16 protein-coding genes, 1 pseudogene and 1 riboswitch are annotated in these 18567 nt (G+C 66.5%); of the genes and pseudogenes, 1 reads left to right on the top strand and 16 read right to left on the bottom strand.

Features of this window, described 5'->3' with window-relative positions; genetic code table 11:
• Positions 1-15: 15 nt before the first annotated feature.
• A pseudogene (locus MSG_RS12750) lies at positions 16-372 on the top strand (NAD(P)/FAD-dependent oxidoreductase); the annotation flags it as partial.
• A 9-nt stretch (positions 373-381) separates the two neighbouring features.
• Here MSG_RS12750 and MSG_RS12745 read toward each other — a convergent pair.
• The 16 genes from MSG_RS12745 to MSG_RS12670 form a co-directional block, all read right to left on the bottom strand.
• Entirely contained in the window at positions 382-1092 is a 711-nt protein-coding gene (locus MSG_RS12745) for an MgtC/SapB family protein (RefSeq protein ID WP_096440084.1), read from the bottom strand.
• 118 nt (positions 1093-1210) lie between these two features.
• Positions 1211-1573: a DUF732 domain-containing protein gene (locus MSG_RS12740; protein ID WP_373421191.1), complete on the bottom strand. Its 363-nt coding sequence runs from the start codon at positions 1571-1573 to the stop codon at positions 1211-1213.
• A gap of 72 nt (positions 1574-1645) precedes the next feature.
• On the bottom strand, positions 1646-1969 hold the full coding sequence (locus MSG_RS12735; RefSeq protein WP_096440082.1) for a DUF732 domain-containing protein: 324 nt from the start codon (positions 1967-1969) through the stop codon (positions 1646-1648).
• 41 nt (positions 1970-2010) lie between these two features.
• Complete coding sequence (locus MSG_RS12730; RefSeq protein WP_096440080.1) at positions 2011-3411, bottom strand: PPE family protein; 1401 nt, start codon at positions 3409-3411, stop codon at positions 2011-2013.
• A gap of 76 nt (positions 3412-3487) precedes the next feature.
• Positions 3488-4741 (bottom strand): PPE family protein, encoded by a 1254-nt coding sequence (locus MSG_RS12725; RefSeq protein ID WP_096440078.1) that lies wholly within the window; start codon positions 4739-4741, stop codon positions 3488-3490.
• 1141 nt (positions 4742-5882) lie between these two features.
• On the bottom strand, positions 5883-6218 hold the full coding sequence (locus MSG_RS12720) for a DUF732 domain-containing protein (protein ID WP_096440076.1): 336 nt from the start codon (positions 6216-6218) through the stop codon (positions 5883-5885).
• A gap of 17 nt (positions 6219-6235) precedes the next feature.
• Complete coding sequence (locus tag MSG_RS12715) at positions 6236-7447, bottom strand: PPE family protein (RefSeq protein WP_096440074.1); 1212 nt, start codon at positions 7445-7447, stop codon at positions 6236-6238.
• Between the two features lie 20 nt (positions 7448-7467).
• Positions 7468-8685 carry a PPE family protein gene (locus MSG_RS12710; protein WP_096440072.1) on the bottom strand — a complete coding sequence of 406 codons (1218 nt, stop codon included), beginning with the start codon at positions 8683-8685 and terminating at the stop codon, positions 7468-7470.
• Positions 8686-9032: 347 nt separating this feature from the next.
• A riboswitch (M-box (ykoK) riboswitch) is annotated at positions 9033-9209 on the bottom strand.
• Between the two features lie 156 nt (positions 9210-9365).
• A complete protein-coding gene (eccA, locus tag MSG_RS12705) occupies positions 9366-11198 on the bottom strand; it encodes a type VII secretion AAA-ATPase EccA (protein ID WP_096440070.1) in 1833 nt (610 codons plus the stop codon).
• Complete coding sequence (eccE, locus tag MSG_RS12700) at positions 11195-12379, bottom strand: type VII secretion protein EccE (protein ID WP_096440068.1); 1185 nt, start codon at positions 12377-12379, stop codon at positions 11195-11197. The genes eccA and eccE overlap by 4 nt, the downstream gene beginning before the upstream one ends.
• 26 nt (positions 12380-12405) lie before the next feature.
• On the bottom strand, positions 12406-14286 hold the full coding sequence (locus tag MSG_RS12695; RefSeq protein WP_096440066.1) for a S8 family serine peptidase: 1881 nt from the start codon (positions 14284-14286) through the stop codon (positions 12406-12408).
• A complete protein-coding gene (eccD, locus tag MSG_RS12690; RefSeq protein WP_096440064.1) occupies positions 14264-15775 on the bottom strand; it encodes a type VII secretion integral membrane protein EccD in 1512 nt (503 codons plus the stop codon). Before eccD ends, MSG_RS12695 begins: the two co-directional genes overlap by 23 nt.
• 277 nt (positions 15776-16052) lie before the next feature.
• Positions 16053-16955: an ESX secretion-associated protein EspG gene (locus MSG_RS12685; RefSeq protein WP_096444438.1), complete on the bottom strand. Its 903-nt coding sequence runs from the start codon at positions 16953-16955 to the stop codon at positions 16053-16055.
• Positions 16956-17042: 87 nt separating this feature from the next.
• The gene (locus tag MSG_RS12680) at positions 17043-17327 is read right to left on the bottom strand and encodes a WXG100 family type VII secretion target (protein WP_066824871.1); all 285 of its coding nucleotides are present in this window, start codon (positions 17325-17327) and stop codon (positions 17043-17045) included.
• 49 nt (positions 17328-17376) lie between these two features.
• The gene (locus tag MSG_RS12675) at positions 17377-17673 is read right to left on the bottom strand and encodes a WXG100 family type VII secretion target (RefSeq protein WP_096440062.1); all 297 of its coding nucleotides are present in this window, start codon (positions 17671-17673) and stop codon (positions 17377-17379) included.
• 275 nt (positions 17674-17948) lie between these two features.
• Positions 17949-18248: a PE family protein gene (locus MSG_RS12670; protein ID WP_077089380.1), complete on the bottom strand. Its 300-nt coding sequence runs from the start codon at positions 18246-18248 to the stop codon at positions 17949-17951.
• Positions 18249-18567: the final 319 nt, after the last annotated feature.

The following is an 18567-nucleotide window of genomic DNA, read 5'->3' as shown; positions in this document are numbered from 1 at the left end:
TCCGCAACTACGAGGCCGACCCGAGCAGCCGCCGGTGACGTGGCGGCCGCGTGGATAGACGACGAACACCTGTCGGTGATGTCATGCCAGCACGGCCGGCCGATGGGCCGTCACGCCGGCTACATCGTCATCAGCGATCTGTTCGGCGAGCCGACGCTGGCACTTCGAATCCCTTGGTACGTCCCGGTTCTCGACCTCGGACCCGCAGGCGCGGTATACACCGAAGGCTGGGACCGGGTGGTGGTTTCGCAGGGCATGGTAGCCAAGGCCACCAAGCGGGTCATCAACACCCGGCGGATCTACCCGCCGCTGACCGGCGAGCGCGCCGACCTGCCGGCCGCGGCCGCACCGGAGCTGCAGGCCCGGCCCTGACCGGGCCGCTCAACCCGTCTGAGCCTGATCCCCGGCGTACCACTGCACCGCGTGCACGCCTTGCTGCAGGGACAGCTCGGACACCAGGGTCTCCAACCGGGCCGGGCTGCGGTCCTCGACGAGCAGATGCACCGTCAACGTGGTCTCGTCTGTACCGGTCTGCGTCGTGTGCACACCGCGCAGCGCCACGCCGCTGCTGGCCCCGACGCACTGCACGACGTGGGCCTGGACGTGCTTCTCCGATTTCGACCGGCACACCACCTGGACGACGTAGGGATGCAGGTCTTCTTCCTCGGCCACGGAGTTGTCGTGGTCGATCACCCGTCCCAGCGGGCGCCCCAGCACGTGGATGAAGATCACGGCGCCGGTCGCGATCGCGGTAAACAGCAGATGTCCGGACGCGGCCAGTACTCCGACCGCCGCGGAGCACCACAGCGTCGCGGCGGTGTTGAGGCCGCGGACGTTGACCCCGTCGCGCAGGATCACGCCACCGCCGAGAAATCCGATACCGGAGACGACGTAGGAGGCGACCCGGGTGGCGCTGGTGTCCTCGGTCGCCACCGAATACAGCACGAACAACGTCGCCCCGGTGGCGACCAGGGCGTTGGTTCGCAAGCCGGCGGTGCGGGCGCGCCACTGCCGCTCGAATCCGATCAGCGAGCCGCAACCCACTCCGACGGCGAGCCGCAGCGCGAAATCAGCCACGCTCAATGTCTGCATTCTTCCGCGCCCCTTCCCCCGGGAACATTGCCAGCCGGTGGGGAGCCAACCACGCGGAGGTGAACGGCAGATGGATCCCAGCCCTGAATCCGTTGTGAGTGGTTCGGGCCGGCCAGGTTTAGCGCGCGGGGGGTGGTTGGTTGCCGACGAGTTGTTGCGGACAGTAGTACTTGGCTGCGATCGCGATGAACAGCGTCGCGTGGTCAGTGGTCAACCCGGGATTGTTCTTCTGTAGCTCCTGGACCATGTCCGGGCCGGGCTTGCCACCACGCATCCAACCGCATACGGCCTTGCCGAATGTGATGGCCTGACCAGAGTTGGTGTAGGTGATGCCGGCGCTGCGCACAGTGGCCAGAAAACCGACGTCGTCAGGGTCGCCGGGGTCGCCGAACGCCGGCGCAGCGAAGATCATTGCGCCGGACACGCCGACCAGCGCCAGCATGCCCAGGTAGCCGCGGGTGGGGTGCCGCGTGGCGTTCATGTCGATGCATCAACCGATCACTCGATTCGTTAACCGATGACAGTGTGCGGCAACCGAGCGTTTTTGTCTTTTTCAGGCCTTGGAAAGCTGGTGCGGGCAGTAGAACTTCGCGGAGATCAACGCGAAATTCGAGGCCATCTCCATGTCCATCCCGGGATTGTGGGTTTTCACGTCGTGCACCAGTTCGAGTCCCGATTCGCCGTTATTCAGGCACGAGCACACCGCGCGTCCTGCCACCACGGCCGCATCCGGGCTGGCGAAGCTGAACCCGGCCTGGTGCAGGGCGGCCAGGAAGCCGGCGTCGTCGCCATCGGGTTCGGGCGGCGGAGCGGCAGCCGCCGGCGCGGCGAAGCTGATCAGTGCCGAAGCCCCGACGATCGCGAGGAGGGTTCTCATAACTCACCATTCTTTCGTTGCGAGCCGATTTAAGCTGCCGCTTAACCCATTTGGGCTTCTGGCGGCAGTACCGAATTCCTGCCCTTCGTCAGGTGCACCGCATGGATGCCGGGCTTCTTGGCGAGCTGCTCGAGCAGCGCGTCAAGGCCGTCTTGGTCGACGTTGTGGTGCTGCACGCTTTCGGGCTTTTCCGAAATCTGTGCCACCAGCCGCCTAAGGTGCTCCGGTGATTGCGTGTCCTTGAGGTCTTTGATCGGTTTCACGCGTCCGCGGACCCCGGCCTGCACCACGGTCGGGCCGCCGGCGCCGAGGGCGCTGCCGAGCATCCCCGCCATGGCCGCCGAGCTGAACAGGCCGCCCTCGCCGAGTGCGGCCGCCGGCACCGCATCCGGCCCGGCCGCCGACAGCGCGGCCGCGACCGTCCGGATCGCCGGCGTGGCCGTAGCCCAGCTCGGCGGGATCGACAGCTTGCCGACCAGGGTGCCGGCGTTGCCCATGCCGCCCGTCACCGCGTTGAACAGGGTGCCCCGGCCGAAGCCCAACGCCCCGAGCCCGGCTCCCAGCGCGTCCTTCGGCAGCGCGGCGTAGGCGACCGGCGGGGCGAACTTCAGCCACTGCGACACCGGGAAGTTGATCAGCAGGCCGATGTCGTTGAACTGCGTGGTCAGGCCAAGTGGAACCTTGACCGCGTTGTACATGGCGGTGTAGAAAGCCGACCCATTCGACCCGAACAGGGTGTTCAGCAAGTTCGCCCAGAGGGTTTGGTACGCCGTCGCGAGCCCGGCGAGCCAGCCCAGCGGGCCGGGGGCGGGGGTGACGGTGGGCAGTATCGAACTCAGCGTCGACCCGACGTTGCCCGCCGAGGTGTCGGCCGCATTGGCGGTCGCGGCCGACTGCATCAACCCGGACGAATCGCTGGTGGTGTTCGGTGGGTCGTCGAATGCCGTCAAGCTGTTGGCCGCGGTGGCCGACGACCCGAAGTAGGTGTCCATCGCCTCGGCATCCTGGGCCCAGAATTCGCCATACTGTGCCTCGGTGGCAGCGATCTTCGAGGTGTTCTGCCCGAAGATGTTGGTGGCCAGCAGTTGCGCCAGGTACGAGCGGTTGGCCGCGATGATCGGTGGTGGGACCGTCGCGGCGAACGCGGTCTGATACGCGCTGGCCGCCTCGGTGGCCTGGCTCGCGGCCTCGTGTGCCTGGACAGCCGTCTGTTGCAGCCACGCCGCATAGGGGGCGACGGCGGCCGCCATGCTCAGCGACGACGGCCCCGTCCATGAGCCGCTGGTCAGGCTCGAGATCACCGACGCATACGAGGAAGCGGCGGACTGCAATTCGGTCGCCAGGTCGTCCCAGGCCGCAGCGGCGGCCAGCATCGATTCCGCGCCCGGGCCGGTGTACATCCGGCCGGAGTTGAACTCCGGCGGAAAAGCTCCGTAATACATGTCGCTACCCCTTACCTGGTGGCCCGCGGATGGATGGTCTGTTGTGTGCCGAAGTGATTCATTGCGGTCATCGGAGTCATGCCTCGAGAGCGGGGATCACGATGATGGTGGCCGCCGCCGGGTCGGCCTCGGCGACCATGCCGCTCAAGGAGCCGGCCGCCGCGCCTGCGGTCCCGGACCGCACGGCAGTGGCGGCGACGGCGCGCCCGGCCAGGCTGGACAGGGCCATTTGGCTCATCACGCCGCCCTCGCTCGCCAACGCCGCCTCCGGCGCGGCCGCCAGGTTGGCGGGCAGCACTTGGGCGAGCGTTCTGATCTCCGGTGCGGCTGCCGTCCAGCTCTGCGGCACCGACATGCCACCGACCAAGGGCGCCTTGCTCATCGACGCCGAGGCCGGCGCCGTCGCGGAACTCAGCATGGGATGCACGCCGGCACCACCGGTCAGCGGCGCCAACGCGCCGGAGATGGCTTTCGGCCCGGCCAGATAGGCAGCCGCGCTCTGGCCGTTCTGGCCCCAGGCGTAGGCCTGACCGAATGACAGGAACGGGCCGCCGGGGATGGTGCTCCACGACTGGGGTGAGTACACCCCGGTGATGGCCGACCAGATGGTGTTCCAGTTCGTCACGATATCTGGCGTCGCCGGCGCGGTGATTCCCGTCGTGCCCGTCGTCCCCGCCGCCGCATTCGTCTGCGCCAGCGGCTGCATCGCGGTGCTCAGCTGGGACACCTTCATCACGGTGTTCGTGCCGGACACCGTGTTTGACTGGGCCACCGCCTCCGATTGCAACGCGGTACCGCTGTCATCGGTGGTCTTCGGCGGTTCGTTGAACGGCGTGAACTGCGAGGCCGCCGCGGACGAACCGGTGTAGGCGTACATCGCGGCGGCGTCTTGCGCCCACATCTCCGCGTAGTGCGCCTCGGTCACCGCGATCGCCGGCGTGTTCTGCCCCAGCAGGTTGGTCGCGATCAACGTCGCAAGCAACGAGCGATTGGCCGCGATGACGGGCGGCGGAACCGTCGCCGCGAACGCCGCCTCATAGGCGCCGGCGGCCAGCTTCGCCTGGGTCGCGACCTGCTCGGCCTGGGCGCCCGTCGCGCTCAGCCACGACACATAGGGCGCGGCCGCGGCGGCCAGCGCGATCGACGACGGACCCGTCCACGGCCCTGCGGTCAGGCTTTGCACCGTCGAGCCGTAGGTCGCCGCCGTCGAGAGCAGCTCCCCCGCCAGCTCGTCCCAGGCGGCCGCCGCCGCCAGCAGCGGCCCCGACCCGGCTCCGACATACATCCGCCCGGAGTTGATCTCCGGCGGTAAGGCCCCGAAATCAAACATCCAGTACCTCCGATCCCCTCAATTGGCCGCCACTGTAGGCGCGGCTTAGTGCCGCACCCGCGATGGCGCGGTATTTCAAAGGAAATGCATCAGATCCCGTTGATCCGACGCGGTTGACGAGAGTTCCGTGTTTTGTTGCAGGCAATATGTGTCCGAGCCACTCCGGGACCCCGGTTTATGTGCCCCCTTCGGGAGCATAGCTATTATGGTGATCGGAATGTGTGCACGACACGTTCCTGCTGTGTAATAACAAAGTAAACAGGAATTGTCTATGCTGTCCGCGTGAAGTGAGAGCACAGCAGTCAGCAAATCAGGCGAACCGCAAAAGCGCAGCTCAACACGGTGATATAGCGGCCCGGGGAATGATCCTGACGGCTTCTTCAATATACTGGTCCGCATTACCAATGACCGCACCAGAGATTCGGCCCAATGCGATATTCATCTTCCTGATCGCGCAATTCACCGATCCGTAGATTCAATGCATTACTCTGAATGAGAATCTGTTGCGAGCATTCCCCGAATGGAGAACTATAAATGGACGCGAAGAAACCACGTATTCCACATACGTCTACTTACGCGCTATTTACGGTGGTGCCGACCGCCGGCCCTCAGTGACATTTACCCGCTATATCTGACGCCCTTTCGCCGACTGGTTTTTGCTAGGGAGGGGTTAAGATTCCGTCCTCAAATGGGTTCCCGGTCGCTTCCGCGCCTCGGTCGCCGACTTGGCTGGATTAACGGACTTCGGGTCGTCGTCAGCTCTGTGGGTGCGGGCGACGGGACGGCGCTGCGCCAAGGCAGTCCCCGCGCAGCCGGACGGCTACGGGCGCCCGCGGCGCCGAACCGACAATTACTCGACATACTTTGCACCCCTAAATTTCACGAAGCGTAAACCCGCCAGCTGCCCGGCGGCTTATTGGCTTCTGGTGGTTTGCTGTGAGGGTGCGCGCGTTATTTATGCAGGTGAGAGCCAAAAATGCGACGACCGCGCCAACAGTTTTGTTGCCACAATGTTTCGGGACTCTCATTCGGCGGCGAGGATCGCGTGAACTGGCGGCGGGTGGTCGCCCGCCCCCGAGGAGGGATCACGCCGGCCGGAGGAAGCTAGAGCCGCGGGCGCGTCGTAGCCGCGCCCGCGGCTCTAGCCGGAGGTTTTTGGGTTGGTGCCGCCGCTGTCGACGGAGAGCCGCTCGGGGCAGTAAACGCTGGCGGCCGCTTGGACGAACCTCGCCGCGGACGCCGCGCTGAACGCGGGGTTGAACTCGTGGACGTCTCTGATGATGTCGAGCTGCGAGGTCCCCGAGTTGGCCAAGTCGCACACCTTTTGGCCTGCCGCAATCGCGCGGTCGGGGCTCTTGTAGCTGATACCCGCCTTGTCGAGCGCGGCAAGGAAGGCGTCGTCATCCGCATCGGCGTGTGCCGGTGCCGCCAGGCCGATCACGGCAACGGCGCCGGCGAGAAACGGTAGGGCTTTCATGCTCGGGCCCGCTGTCGTCAGCCGGCGGCCGGCGGGCGGCCGATGACGCGGGGCCGGAAACCGTAGATCGGATCGGCGAACTCGTCTTCGTGCGCGGCGGGGACGCCGGCCAAGGGCACGCCCGGCATGCCCACTGCCCCAGCCTCTTCCATCACCATCGGGGTGGCCGAGCCGAAGCTGTGATACGCGCTGAGACCTACTTGGGTCGTCGAGGCAACGGGCGTGATCGCCGCTCCGGTGGCACCCCAGGCGGGCGGGACGGACAGGGTCCCAACCAGGCTCCCCTGCCCCAGGCCCGCCGCCGCCGCGGCGCCCGGTGTGGTCACCGATGCCAGCGACGCCGTCCCCCCGAGCCCGGCGGACAGGACCCCGAGTCCCGACGTGGTCGCGTCGACGCCGTCCAGTGCGCCGATGGAGTTCGCCGCGAGCTGTGCGTCTATGAAGGAGGTCGGGTTCAGAATTCCGTTGGTGGTGAAGGCGTTCGACAGACCGGAGAGTGAGGCGTTGTTGAGGAAGGCGCCAACGAGACCACCGTCTGACCCATCCAAAAAGTTCATCAGTCCGGCAAGGCCAGTGGTGGAGGTATTGGTATTGGGAGCCAGGCCAAGCCATTCCCATATGGTCGTGGCGGCACCGACGGCCGGGGCGTTGCTGCTGGCGTTGAGAACGGAGTCGGCCTGCAGCGCCGTTCCGTCGCTGGTGGTGTCGGACTGCGGTTGTTGAAACAGCGTCATCTTCTGGGTTGCCGCAGTCGAGGCGGCGCTGTAATTCGTCATCGCGGAAGCATCCTGGGCCCACATGTCCCCGTACTGGGCTTCGTTGGCTGCGATCAATCCGGTGTTCTGGCCGAAGATGTTGCTCGCCACCAGATTTGCCAGCTGGGTGCGGTTCGCCGTGACGACCGCCGGGGGTACCGTCGCGGCGAACGCGGCCTCATAGGCGGCCGCGGCCGCGTTGGTCTGTGCACCGGCCTGCTCGGCCTGCGCAGCGGTGGTGTTCAGCCACTCGAGGTAGGGGGCCACCGAGGCAGCCATCTTCGCGGAGGACGGCCCGAACCAGCCCTCACTGATGAGTGTCTTGATCACCGCGTCGTAATTGGTTGCCGCGGAACGCAGTTCGGCCGAGACCGCGTTCCATGCTGCCGCGGCGGCCAGCATGGATTCCGAGCCGGGGCCGGAATACATTTTTGCCGAGGTGATTTCGGGTGGTATTCCCGCAAAAAGCGACATGATAATTCTCCTCAGGTCTCTTAACCCGCGGCCGGCGGACGTGGCATGACGACGGGGCGGAACCCGTATTTGGGGATGGCGCGGCGTAGCCGCTTGCCCGCGCCGCCCAACGGTCCGGCAACGCCTCCCGGTCCGCCCGCCGCCGGGCCGCCCCCGGTGTCGGTGAGACCGGTGACGCCGGTGGCCTGCACCGCGGATTCCGCCGGGCTGATGGTGGCAGCGTTGGTCCAGCTCTGGGGTACCGACATCGACCCCACCAGATGCGCCTGGCCCACTCCGGCGGAGGCGCCGGGGAGGCCCGGCGACCCCATCTTGCTGGAGGCCAGGTCGGCAGCCGTGAGGCCTTCGGCGTCCGCGGCGAAGTCGCCCAGACCCGCGAGCGTCGTGGCGTGCTGCGAGGCAAGGACGCCCTCGACCGAGGCAATGATGAACTGCGGGTTCATCGGGCCGCCGGCAAAGGCACCGTTGACGACGGTGCTGCTGAAAAATTGACTTTGCAAGAAGGTCGCCAGGGCCGAGTTATTCGATCCGTTCAGTGTCTGGGTCAGCCAGTCATACAGCGATCCAGACGTCGGGGCGTTGACGTTGGCTGCGTTGTTCACATTGCTTGGCGCCAGGGTGGCGTTCGACAACAACGACTGCGCATTCCCTGCCGGCGTCGTGGCCGCCTGGGTGACCGCCTGGGTTTGCTCTTCCGCCGCGTCAGGCGTGGTGTTCGACTGCGGTGACTGAAATGGCGCCATCTGCGCCGCGGCCTCGGACGAGGTGGAGTAACCGTTCATCGCCGCGGCATCCTGGGCCCACATCTCGGCGTATTCGGCCTCCGTCGCCGCGATCTGGGGAGTGTTCTGCCCGAAGATGTTGGAGGCCACCAACGTCGCGAGCAAAAGACGATTTGCCGCGACCACGGGCGGCGGCACCGTCATGGCGTACGCGGACTCAAACGCGGTCGCGGCTGCGTTGGCCTGCGTAGCGGTCTGCTCGGCCTGGGCCGCGGTCGTGCTCAGCCAGTTCACGTACGGCGTGGCCGCGGCCAACATCGACGCCGATGAGGGACCGTACCAGCCACTGCTGAGCAGCTGCGTAACCACGGAACCGTAATCGGTTGCGGCAGTGCGCATTTCGGCCGCGAGCGTGTTCCACGCCGCGGCAGCGGCCAGCATCGGCCCCGATCCGGGGCCGGTGTACATCCTGGCCGAATTGATTTCGGGCGGCAGTGCCGCAAAGTAGTCGAGCATAGTGTTTCCCCCTGGCGCTAACGGGCCACGGCAGCGGCGGTTGCGCTGTGGGCTGCCAACGATTCCGGCGTCGCCCTGACGAAGGACATCGGAGTTCTCCTCACAGGAAGTGCCGAGCCGGAGACGGAACTCCTAGCCGGGACATACACCGATTGCGCGATGGGTGAGCGCCTCGGTGCAAACCGATAGGCAGAAGAGACGCCACGTTCGGCTCGAACGAAATGTCATCGATCGAGAATATGGACTATCGCCCGGACTAATTTCGCTCTCACCTCCTCGAAGCCTGGGCACACCGAGATGCCATTATGCTGCACGAAGGGGTGGGCAGACCGGCGAAACCGCCGAATCCGGCACCCCTCTCATCAGAGCTTCGGCACCACACTGCGTATCCGGCTGACCCAAGCCAGAAGCCACTTGGGCTCAACCCTTAAGCCGGGAAGAGCTGTCCTGACCTTGGGCGTCTTTCGACGTTTGAGGTCAGTGGCCTGTATCCGTTGTGGAAGCCTCACCTAACGAGGTGCTGCACTGGTCATGGTGGCATTCCACGGATGCCGAGTCAAGCTAGCTGCGAGAGGTTTGCAACACGTCCGAAACAATTCACTGTGCCGCCATGCGGAAGCCATGCGGGCGCCCCGCCGCAGTGCTACGGGTCGCACCGCAGTGCTGATTCGCGTGCCGCGTCAATCTTTCTTTTTCTCGGCAACCGCCGCGCTCAGGCCCTCGACCAGATCGTCGCGGGTGAGCTCCGTGAACCGGAGCAGTTGGCGCTCCGTGAACTCGGTGGCGTCGCTGGCCAGCACCGCGTCCAGGTCCTCGTCGTCCAACCGGAAGCTGCGGTGGTCGCGCGCCTTCTCCACCACGTTGCGGACGAAGCCGGCGTTGCCGAGCGTGTCGATGCCGCGGATCAGATCCCCGTCCTCGGAGTAGCTCTCGTCGAAATAGAAATTGGAGTAGTGCGGCAGCAGGGCCTCGGCTGATTCGTCGCTGATGACGTCCTGATTTTCCTCGCCCATCCTCTTGGTGAGGGCCACCAGCTCGTCGGGCTTGTAGCTGAAGAACTCGATCACGGTCGAAAACCGCCGCCGCAGACCCTGGTTGACCTCGAGCATCTTGTCCATGGCCTTGGCGTATCCGGCGCCGAAGACCACCAGCTCGTCGCGGTGATTCTCCATGTAGAGCAGCAGGGTGTTGATGATCGCGTTACCGTACGGGTCCCCGGTCTGGTAGCCCGTCTCGTGCAGGGTGTGCATCTCGTCGAAGAAGACCGCGCCGCCCAGCGCATCCTCGAGCATCTCCTCGGTGTTCTTCTCGGCGTCGGCCATGTACCGACCCACCAGCTTGGTGCGGCTCGTCTCGACGACCAACGGCTTACGCAGCACGGTCAGCCCGCACAGTTGTTTGGTGAACGCGCGGGCGACCGACGTCTTGCCGGTACCGGGCGGCCCGAGCAACAGGGTGTGGCGGGAGGTGACGGGTACCGGCAAGCCCATTTTGGCGCGCGCCAGGTTGACCTTCGTCGTCGACTTGATGAGCGTGATCTCGCGTTTGGCCCGCTCCATGCCGAGCATCGCGTTGAGCTCGGCGTCGCCCTCGGCCATGTACTTCGCGGCCTCCTCGGCGTGCCGCGCCGCCTCGGTCTGCTCGCGTGTTGGCGCGCTGTTCGGGTCCCACGGGTCGGTGCGGGCCTCGATCGTCTCTGGATCTGTCAGGATCAGCCGAAAGTTGACGTTGTCCAGCGCTTCTCGCGCTGGAGTGAATTTCGGGTCCCGCGAGTACACCCGGCGTAACAGCTCGACGGCCTCGTCTTCGCGGCCGAGGTGCCGCTGGCACATGCCCTGGGTGTACAGCGCGATGTTCGCCGCGCCGGGTACCCGGTCCGCCTCGATGGCGTCCTGTCCGCGCCGGATGGCTTCCTCGAAAACCCCCAAGGACGCCAGCGCGGTCGTGGCCATTGCGGCACCCGCGGCCTTGAGCGCGGGGTTGCGCCAGATCTTTCCCTCGGGGAATTGGGTGAGGACATCCGGCCACCGCCCGGTGCGGAAGTACAGGATGCCGCGGACGTAGTCGACCAGTTCTTCGTCGAAGGGATGGCGCGGCTCGACCTTGTCGAGCAGCCCCGCGGCCTCTTCGTACCGCTTCTCCTCGGACAGCACGGCGGCGTAGCTGCAGGCCAGCGACTCCACGCTGGTGACCGCGAGTTTGAGAAACATCCCGTCGGAAACCTCGGGACGGAACTCCAGATCCGAAAGACCCAGCCGGCGGATCTCCCAGCCGAAGGTGCGCTGCGTCGCCCACGCGCGGGACAGGACATCGACGCTCTGGTCACCGGCCAGCAGCCGCGCCAGCCAGGCGTCGCACATGTCCGGGTCGAGTGCGGTTGCCGTGGTGAACATCTGCGCTGCCACCTGCGGGTTACTGCTGGGCTGTAGCCCGTTTACGGAAACTCCCGAGGCCAGCAGGCCGGCGAGCAACGCGTTGCGGGCGTCCTCGGTGGTGGCTTGCGGTCGGCTCATTGGGCGGCGGGCAGGTGCTCAGCGCTTTCTCGAACCTGGCCTACCTGCAGAACCAAATAATCGTCGGCGAACAACTCGCGGGTCGGCACCGTGAGCACGGCCCGCCTCGTCGGGGCGGGCAGGCTGGCCCGCACCGCAGCCAGTTGCCGGCCGGTGAGGCGGTTGAGGCCACCGGAAATTCCCTTGGGTTTGCGGCTGTCGCTGTGATACCGCACCCAACCGGCCACCTCGGGCCGCCCGTCGTGGTTGGTCAGCCGGATGGTCAGCACGGTCGCCTCCGTTTCCGGTTCCCACAGCTGGTCGACGGCCTCGGTGGTGATGTCGGACGGCGTCAACCAGAAGCTGGTCGCGAACCCGTTGAAGTGCTTGAGGTAGCGCCAGCCCGGGCGGCTCCACGTCGGCTCCAGATCGGCCAGCACGGCGCTGTCGACCTCGGCGACCTCGTCGGCGGTCAGCGTTCGCGCCGCGCAGCCCTGCCCGTCGAGATCTTGGGCCAGCCGCTCGGTGGCCGCAACCAGGGTGGACGCCAGGGAGTCGCGGGCCGCCACAGCGGCCACGTTGAGCTGCGGGTTCATCCGCAGCACCAACCAGGTGCGCCGCACATACGACGCGGGCTGATCGCTCACCAGGCCCCACTCCTCGGGGCCCAACTTGTCGAGTTTCGACAGCTCGGCGGCATTACCGCCGCGGCGCACCTGCACCGAGACGATGTCGATGCCGTCCAGGTGGACGTCGAATTGGCGCAGCCCGGCCGCCACCGACTGCACGAGCAGGCTGGGCGATTCCGCGGTGCGTGGACGATGGCCCTCGCCGCCGTCCACGGCGATCACCGTAACGAGGTGGCCTTCGTGCTCGCGGACGCCGACCTTGTCGCGACCGAACCGGCGCTGGTAGTCGACCGCGGGCGTGCATCCGGCGGCCAGTGTGGTGCGCGGATCGGCGGACCAGTCCCACAGCCATCCGGCCAGTCCGGAGGTCAGCGTGAGGCCGTGGTGGGTGACCACGGACAGCAGGGTGATAATCGCGGCGAGGGCGACTCCCACCCACCACGCGATGCGGTACTCCCCCTGCCAGGAGTCCGGGCAGTGGCTGGCGATCACTAAGATCGCGATGTCGACGAGAAACACCACCGTCAGCCGCGACCAGGACAACGACAACCCAAACGTGCGCTGAGCCTTCATTTTTGCTTGCTCCGCCCTATTGCTGCCTATTGCTGCTTACGGCGCTTCATCAGTATCGAGACACCGAATACCGCGCCGCCGATCAGTAGCGCCGCCGTCAATCCCCCGGCGGCCACCCACACCGGCACCATATCGCGGGGCGGTGCGGCCTTCGGAATGTTGAGCGGTATCGACAGCTGCTGCGGCGGCTTGGGTGGCCCGTCGGGAACATCCCAGGTCAGCGCGGCGACCGGGTCGATGACACCGTAGCCGACCTGGTTGTCCACCCCGCGGGCCGGCGCTCTGGCGGTACGGGTCAACCGGTTGATGATCTGGTACGACGACAGGCGCGGGTACTTGGCGCGGACCAGCGCGGCCACGCCGGACACGATCGCGGTCGAGAAGCTGGTGCCGACCGGGACCAGCAACGAGTTGTCCGGCCCGTCGATCGCGTTGATCAGGCCGTCGTCGCGGGGCGAAAGCCCGATGACATCGTTGCCCGGTGCGGCGATCCCCACCCACGGGCCCGCGATGCTGGTCGATGCCTGCCCCTGACCGCCCTGGGTGAGCGGGTGGCCGTCGCCGTCGACGGCGCCGACGGTCAGCACATAGTCGCTGAACCACGACGGTGTGACGACGGTGTTGACAGCGCCCCAGTTGCGAGGATCCTTGGGCTGCAACGGATTCTGACTCGGGTTCTGCTTGCAGTCGCGCTTGCTGCTGTCACCGGCCGCAGCCACGATGACGACGTTCTTGTCGACCGCCGCGTAGCGGACCGCCGCGCCCAGCGAGCGCTGCTCGATGATGTTGCGCGCACTCATGCAGGTCACGTCGGAGATGTTGATGACCGAGGCGCCCAAGTTAGCGGCATGCACGATCGCCCGTGCCATCGTGTCGATGCTGGTGATCTTCGCCGCGGACTGCGGATCCTCATCGCCGGTGTAGGCGTCCTTGAGGCCGAAGGCCTGGCTGGACTGCCGGATCGAGATGATGTCCACGTCGGGCGCGATCCCGCTGTAGGCGTCGGCCGCTTGTCCCGGCGCCGGAGCCGGCGGCGGCGAAGGCGGCGGCGCCAGCGGGCGCGGGGCGGTCGGATTGTCTACCTTTGCGACCTGCCCGCCCCCGTGGTAGCTGGGAATCGTGATGGTGCCGCCGCCATGGTTAGCGGCTCCCGGGGCGGGCGGCGCCGGAGGCGGCGGCGGCGCGGGCGGCGCCGGCGGAGCCTGCGACGGCGAGGCAGGCGCGGCGGGTGCAGCCGGCAGAGCCGGCGCGGGCGGTGCCTCGGGCGGCGGCGGTGGTGCTCCGAAAGGGCCGAGAGGTGGTGCTTCCGTCGGCGGCACCATCGTCACGGTCTGCGGCAACGGTGACAGCGTGACGGTCTGCGGCGGCGGCGCTTTCGGCGGCGGTTCGGTAGTCGGGATGGTCACCGGCTTGCGCGGTGCGGCCACCGGCGGTGCGGACGCGCCGCCGGCCGGCGCCGCGCCGATCATCGACGCCACGATGGTGCCGTGGGCGTCGCAGTCCGACAGTCCGTCGCCGCCCATGATGTAGTCCCCGCCGGGGATCAGGTGCTGGAACCGCGGGTGCGGGGACACCCCGGTGTCGATGACCGCGACCTTTTGCCCGGCGCCGCGGCCGAACTGCCACGCCTCCTGCAGGTTCAGCATGTCCATGTATTTCGGCTGCAGCCGAAAATTGGTGCCGGGCAGCACGCCGACTTCGGTGCAGTACGAGTTCTGCTTCATCGGGGCCGGCGGCCCCGGCGGCCCGTCCGGCGGCACCGCGCCGGGGTCGACCGTCGGCGGGGCGATGGCCGACGCGGGAGGCAAGCCGGCTAATGCACCTGTGGTGAGCAACAGCGCAGCGACGGTCGCGCGAGACGCGCGACCACGCCACACCCTGCCATTACCGGTACCGGATCGCCGCATAAACATTCATCAACCACAATGCCAGCGGGAAGATTGGCATGAGGCAGAGGTATTCGATCCATTCCACGAACTTGCGGAACAGCGGGCTGTACACGGTGTTGGGGACGACCGCCGCGGCCGTCAGGCCCGCCGCGGGCAGCAGCACGAGGATCGCGACGCTGATAGACACCGACAGCGGCGACTGCAGCGTCAGAGCGTAGCGCAACACCACCGCGCCGACGATGAGCACCGAAGTGCCGGCCAGGGTGATCGCCTGCCATCGGTCGACGTAGGAACGCCCGCGCAGCATCAGGAAGCCAGCGCTAAAGGCGGCCAGCAGCAGTGGCAGCCACCGTTGCCCGGTGTGCGGGTCGGACAGTCCAGCCAGCGAGACCACCATGAGGACGCCGAGCCCGGTCAGCAGGCCGGTAAGGAACGACCGGGCGCGTTCGGCCTGCAGCAGCACGTCGCGGACCGACGCCGGCCCCTCGAGGACGGGCGGGCCTCCGCCGGTGCGCGTGACGGTCGTGGGCAGGTCCGGCCGGGCCTCGAAGACCCAGCGGCTAGTCGCCGACGGGAAAACGGGCAGCTTGATACCGGAGAGACGGCGGGCAATCGCGGGCGCGCATTGGTAGCCGATGACGCTGATCAGCACCACGCTGGTCAACAACGTCACCGCACCGGTCATCGCGACCATCCGCGCCAGGGCCGCGACCGCGGTGATGCCGCTGACGGTCACGATCGCGGTGTAGGTCCCCAGCCGTCGGCCGGTGAAGCGCAGCGCCAGCGTCGCGGTGATGGTGAGGACCGCGAAGCCCAGCAGTCCGTGCGGGGAGCCCACTCCGCCGGGAGGCGCCGCTGCGGCGCCGACGGCCAGCGGTGCCAGGCTGCTGAGCAGCATCGTGTCGCCGACGCGCCGGTCCTCGTTCGTCTGGGCGCGCATCAGCAGCATCACGGAGACACCCAGCATCACGGCGCCGATGACCAGGCCGAAGATGGTGCTCAGCCACGAGTTGTGGTGCACGCGATACCAGAGCAGCAGAGCGGATGCGACGGTGACGCCGCTCGCCACCATCGCCGCGCCGACCTGCAGCGCAACGACGGGGTTGATGGCGGCGAATCGTTTGCTGAGGCTCTGCGAGACCGCGGTGGAGATGTGCTCGACAACCTGCGAGCGCTTCTCGGTGTCGACGAGGAACCGGATCCACAGCCGGTCCCCGTCGTAGATGTCTTGCTCGGTCAGTGACTGGGTGGCCCGCAGGGGCGTCCCGTCGACCAGGCACAGGGCCCACCGGCCCCGCCCGGTGGCTTCCAGCGGGGTCTCGCCGAGTTCCCGCAAACGGCTGTTGACCACTTTCAATAGCGGTTCGGTCATCACCGACACGGGCGCATTGGCGTCCAACAGAACGCCGATTTGCACGCCTTCACCGGCCATAATGCCAACTACAACCGCCCGAGGCTGTGAGATTCCCTCGATGTCAGCCTGTAGCGCGTCAGCTACCGCAGTCATCGCCTTGCACCCCCTGTCGTGATGAACGTGTAACCCAGTGCCGCCAGCCGCGCGGAGGACTTTGTCGATCCACTCACCGGAGCGCCAGCGGCGCCGGTGAGGTGCGGCTCGACGATTTTGGATTCCATCTGCCCTGCCTCGCGGTTAGTAGGTTCTGATGACACTGCTTTTAATTTGCTGCTAGCCCTAAAGCAGTATGACGTGTTCGCTGCGTGACCGCATGTTCTGATGAAAAACCTTGTTAGCGTTTGTGTTTCGCTTATGTTTCGTGCTCTGGTTAGACCCTGCTATGGGTCTTCCACTCGCCGTACGGCAGGGTGTCGAGCACCGTCTTGACGCCCACTTGCACCAGCTGCGGGGTTGCCGGGCAGATGGCCAGCCAGGCCTCCCCCGAACCCGCGGTCCGCGCCTGCTGGTAGAGCGCGATCCGGCCGCCGGAGCCGTCTTTGAGCGACAACACCGAGGCACTGGGGCCCTTGGCGTCGTCCTGGTACTGCCGCGCGTAGACGGCGACCTCGGCGGCCGGGTCCGACAGGGCTTGGCCGAGGGCGGCCACGGTGGCAGCGCTGATACCCATTCGCCGCAGGTCACCGCCGGAGAACACGTTGAAGCCCGACTCCTGCCACGACTTCGTTGCTTCGAGCATTTCCTCGAGCGGGACGTTGACCGCATTGATGGCGGCCGGCTCCGCGTGGTGAATCGATTCCAGGCCGTCCAGCACCAGCGAGGCGATGGAGGCGCTGTCCGCGACAGCGACATCGTCGACGGTGATGTCGCTGCCGACCCGGACCGCCGAGACCCAATGCTGGCCGCGGCGGGCCAGGACCACGCGGAACTCGTTCTCCGGGATATCCCGCGAACCCGGGGGCGCGTTCTCCTCGTCGACCACGCCGTAAAGCAGCTTGCCCCGCGACAGCAGGGCGACTACCTCCAGGTCGGGCGCAGCCAGCACCCGCATCCGGGCCGCAACGTCCTCGTGCACCTGATCGCCGATGACGATGCCGTTGTCACGCATCACCGCCATCCCCGGGTGGTCGTTCAGCCAGTCACTGGAATCGGTCGAGACGTACGGTCGGCACCGCAGCTCCGGAGCGACGTGCCGGATATCCAGGAGCGCCTGGAGCATCCAGAACCCGTCGACGTTGACGGTGATGTCGGTGCGTGTGGTCTGTTGGTCCATCAGTACCTCAAGGTTGTAGTGCACGGTAACCGCAGGGCGCGGCAGCACACCGACAGAAGGTGTGCTGCCGCGCCTGAGGTTGGATCGTTAGGCCCAGCTGGATCCGACGGCGCTGTCGGTGCTCGCCATGTTGTTGCCGGCGGACTGCACCTTCTGGCCGTGCTGGTTGGCCTGCTCGTAGATCACCTGGAAGTTGCGGCCCAACTGGGTGATGAACTCCTGGCAAGCCACCGAACCGGCGCCACCCCAGAAGTCACCGGCAGCAAGCACATCACGAACGATGGCCTGGTGCTCGGCCTCCAGCGAGGCGGCCTGCGCGCGGATGAGCGCGCCGTGGGCGTCGACATCTCCGAACTGGTAGTTAATGCTCATAGCGATGTTCTCCTAAAGTCTGAAGGTTACGCAGCCGAGGCGGTTGCGACTAGTGGCTCAGGGCCTGCTGCGAGGCCTGCTCTTGCGTCTCGTAGTTGTTGGCGTCGCGGATCAGCCCGTCACGCACGCTGTGGAGCATGTTCACGATGTTGTTGAACGCCTGGTTCATCTGTCCCATGGTGTCGTAGGACGTCGCCTGGGCCTGGCCGCTCCAGCCCGCGCCGGCGATGTTCATCGACGATGCCCACATCTTGCGGGCCTCGTCCGACACCGTCTGCGCGTGCATCTCGAAGCGACCTGCCATCGACCGCATCGCGTGCGGGTCGGTCATAAAACGTGTTGCCATGTTGCCTTTCTCCTTATGTGTGGTCGTTCTCAAATGTGATGTGACTGAATGTTGCTGGCCGGGTCGACTACGGAGCGCTTCCGCATCCGCCGGACCGTACTTAACGATGAATCCCCTGCTCGTCGGCCGATGGTCTACAGGCCTGCTAGCGCGTTGAGAGCTACGTCAACTCGAACGGCGCCGTTTGGAGTTGACACGCTTAGCCGACTGCGAGGAGATCGCCCTGACACCCACTTCGGCGGGAATCGCCGCGAGTCTTAAGCCGTTGAAGCCGGTTAAGCGGTAGCGATCGCGTTGGCCGCTTCGGTAGCGGCGTAAGAGCCCGAGCTGGTCTGGAGCGTGTTCACGAAAAGCTCGTGAATCGCCGCGGCCTGGGCGCTGACTGCGTGGTAGAGATGCGCGTGCGCAACGAACTGGGCTGCGGTCAGCGCCGACACCTCGTCGGCCGCCGCGGGTACCACGCCGGTCGTCGGGGCCACTGCCGCCGCGTTCTGGGCGTTCAAAGCCGAGCCGATCCCGTTGAGGGTTCCGGCTGCCGCCAGAATCGCCTCCGGCTGGGTGTTCACGAACGACATACTGTTCTCCTCCTGGATTGTTCCCCCACTCTCTGGGTGAGAGCGTAGATCACTGTGTTGTATGAAGGATGTTTCCTGAGCCGCCCGCCCTCAATTGTTCACGAAACGGTACGGCGAATTCATCTTTAGTAACGACACAGTAACAGCGTTTGGGCCATTTTGGGGCCCTCACCAGCCAAATTACCCTCCCGGCAGCAGCACCGCTGACGGAGTGTGGCAAGCATTCTGGCAGGCAACGTTCCCCGATGGCGACTTTGCCATCGGTGAAAATCTGGCAAGCGGAAAACCGCCCGGGGTGCTGAGCAAAGGCCCCCACCGC

The organism is Mycobacterium shigaense (genome assembly GCF_002356315.1).
Taxonomy (GTDB): Bacteria; Actinomycetota; Actinomycetes; order Mycobacteriales; family Mycobacteriaceae; genus Mycobacterium; species Mycobacterium shigaense.
Note: the sequence above shows the minus strand (reverse complement) of the source record. Positions and strands in the feature narration are given on the sequence as shown.

Excerpts from the sequence above, each read along its gene's own strand:
- MSG_RS12745 (WP_096440084.1), bottom strand. The coding sequence starts at position 1,092 with ATGCAGACATTGAGCGTGGCTGATTTCGCGCTGCGGCTCGCCGTCGGA.
- MSG_RS12740 (WP_373421191.1), bottom strand. The coding sequence starts at position 1,573 with ATGAACGCCACGCGGCACCCCACCCGCGGCTACCTGGGCATGCTGGCG.
- MSG_RS12735 (WP_096440082.1), bottom strand. The coding sequence starts at position 1,969 with ATGAGAACCCTCCTCGCGATCGTCGGGGCTTCGGCACTGATCAGCTTC.
- MSG_RS12730 (WP_096440080.1), bottom strand. The coding sequence starts at position 3,411 with ATGTATTACGGAGCTTTTCCGCCGGAGTTCAACTCCGGCCGGATGTAC.
- MSG_RS12725 (WP_096440078.1), bottom strand. The coding sequence starts at position 4,741 with ATGTTTGATTTCGGGGCCTTACCGCCGGAGATCAACTCCGGGCGGATG.
- MSG_RS12720 (WP_096440076.1), bottom strand. The coding sequence starts at position 6,218 with ATGAAAGCCCTACCGTTTCTCGCCGGCGCCGTTGCCGTGATCGGCCTG.
- MSG_RS12715 (WP_096440074.1), bottom strand. The coding sequence starts at position 7,447 with ATGTCGCTTTTTGCGGGAATACCACCCGAAATCACCTCGGCAAAAATG.
- MSG_RS12710 (WP_096440072.1), bottom strand. The coding sequence starts at position 8,685 with ATGCTCGACTACTTTGCGGCACTGCCGCCCGAAATCAATTCGGCCAGG.
- eccA (WP_096440070.1), bottom strand. The coding sequence starts at position 11,198 with ATGAGCCGACCGCAAGCCACCACCGAGGACGCCCGCAACGCGTTGCTC.
- eccE (WP_096440068.1), bottom strand. The coding sequence starts at position 12,379 with ATGAAGGCTCAGCGCACGTTTGGGTTGTCGTTGTCCTGGTCGCGGCTG.
- MSG_RS12695 (WP_096440066.1), bottom strand. The coding sequence starts at position 14,286 with ATGCGGCGATCCGGTACCGGTAATGGCAGGGTGTGGCGTGGTCGCGCG.
- eccD (WP_096440064.1), bottom strand. The coding sequence starts at position 15,775 with ATGACTGCGGTAGCTGACGCGCTACAGGCTGACATCGAGGGAATCTCA.
- MSG_RS12685 (WP_096444438.1), bottom strand. The coding sequence starts at position 16,955 with ATGGACCAACAGACCACACGCACCGACATCACCGTCAACGTCGACGGG.
- MSG_RS12680 (WP_066824871.1), bottom strand. The coding sequence starts at position 17,327 with ATGAGCATTAACTACCAGTTCGGAGATGTCGACGCCCACGGCGCGCTC.
- MSG_RS12675 (WP_096440062.1), bottom strand. The coding sequence starts at position 17,673 with ATGGCAACACGTTTTATGACCGACCCGCACGCGATGCGGTCGATGGCA.
- MSG_RS12670 (WP_077089380.1), bottom strand. The coding sequence starts at position 18,248 with ATGTCGTTCGTGAACACCCAGCCGGAGGCGATTCTGGCGGCAGCCGGA.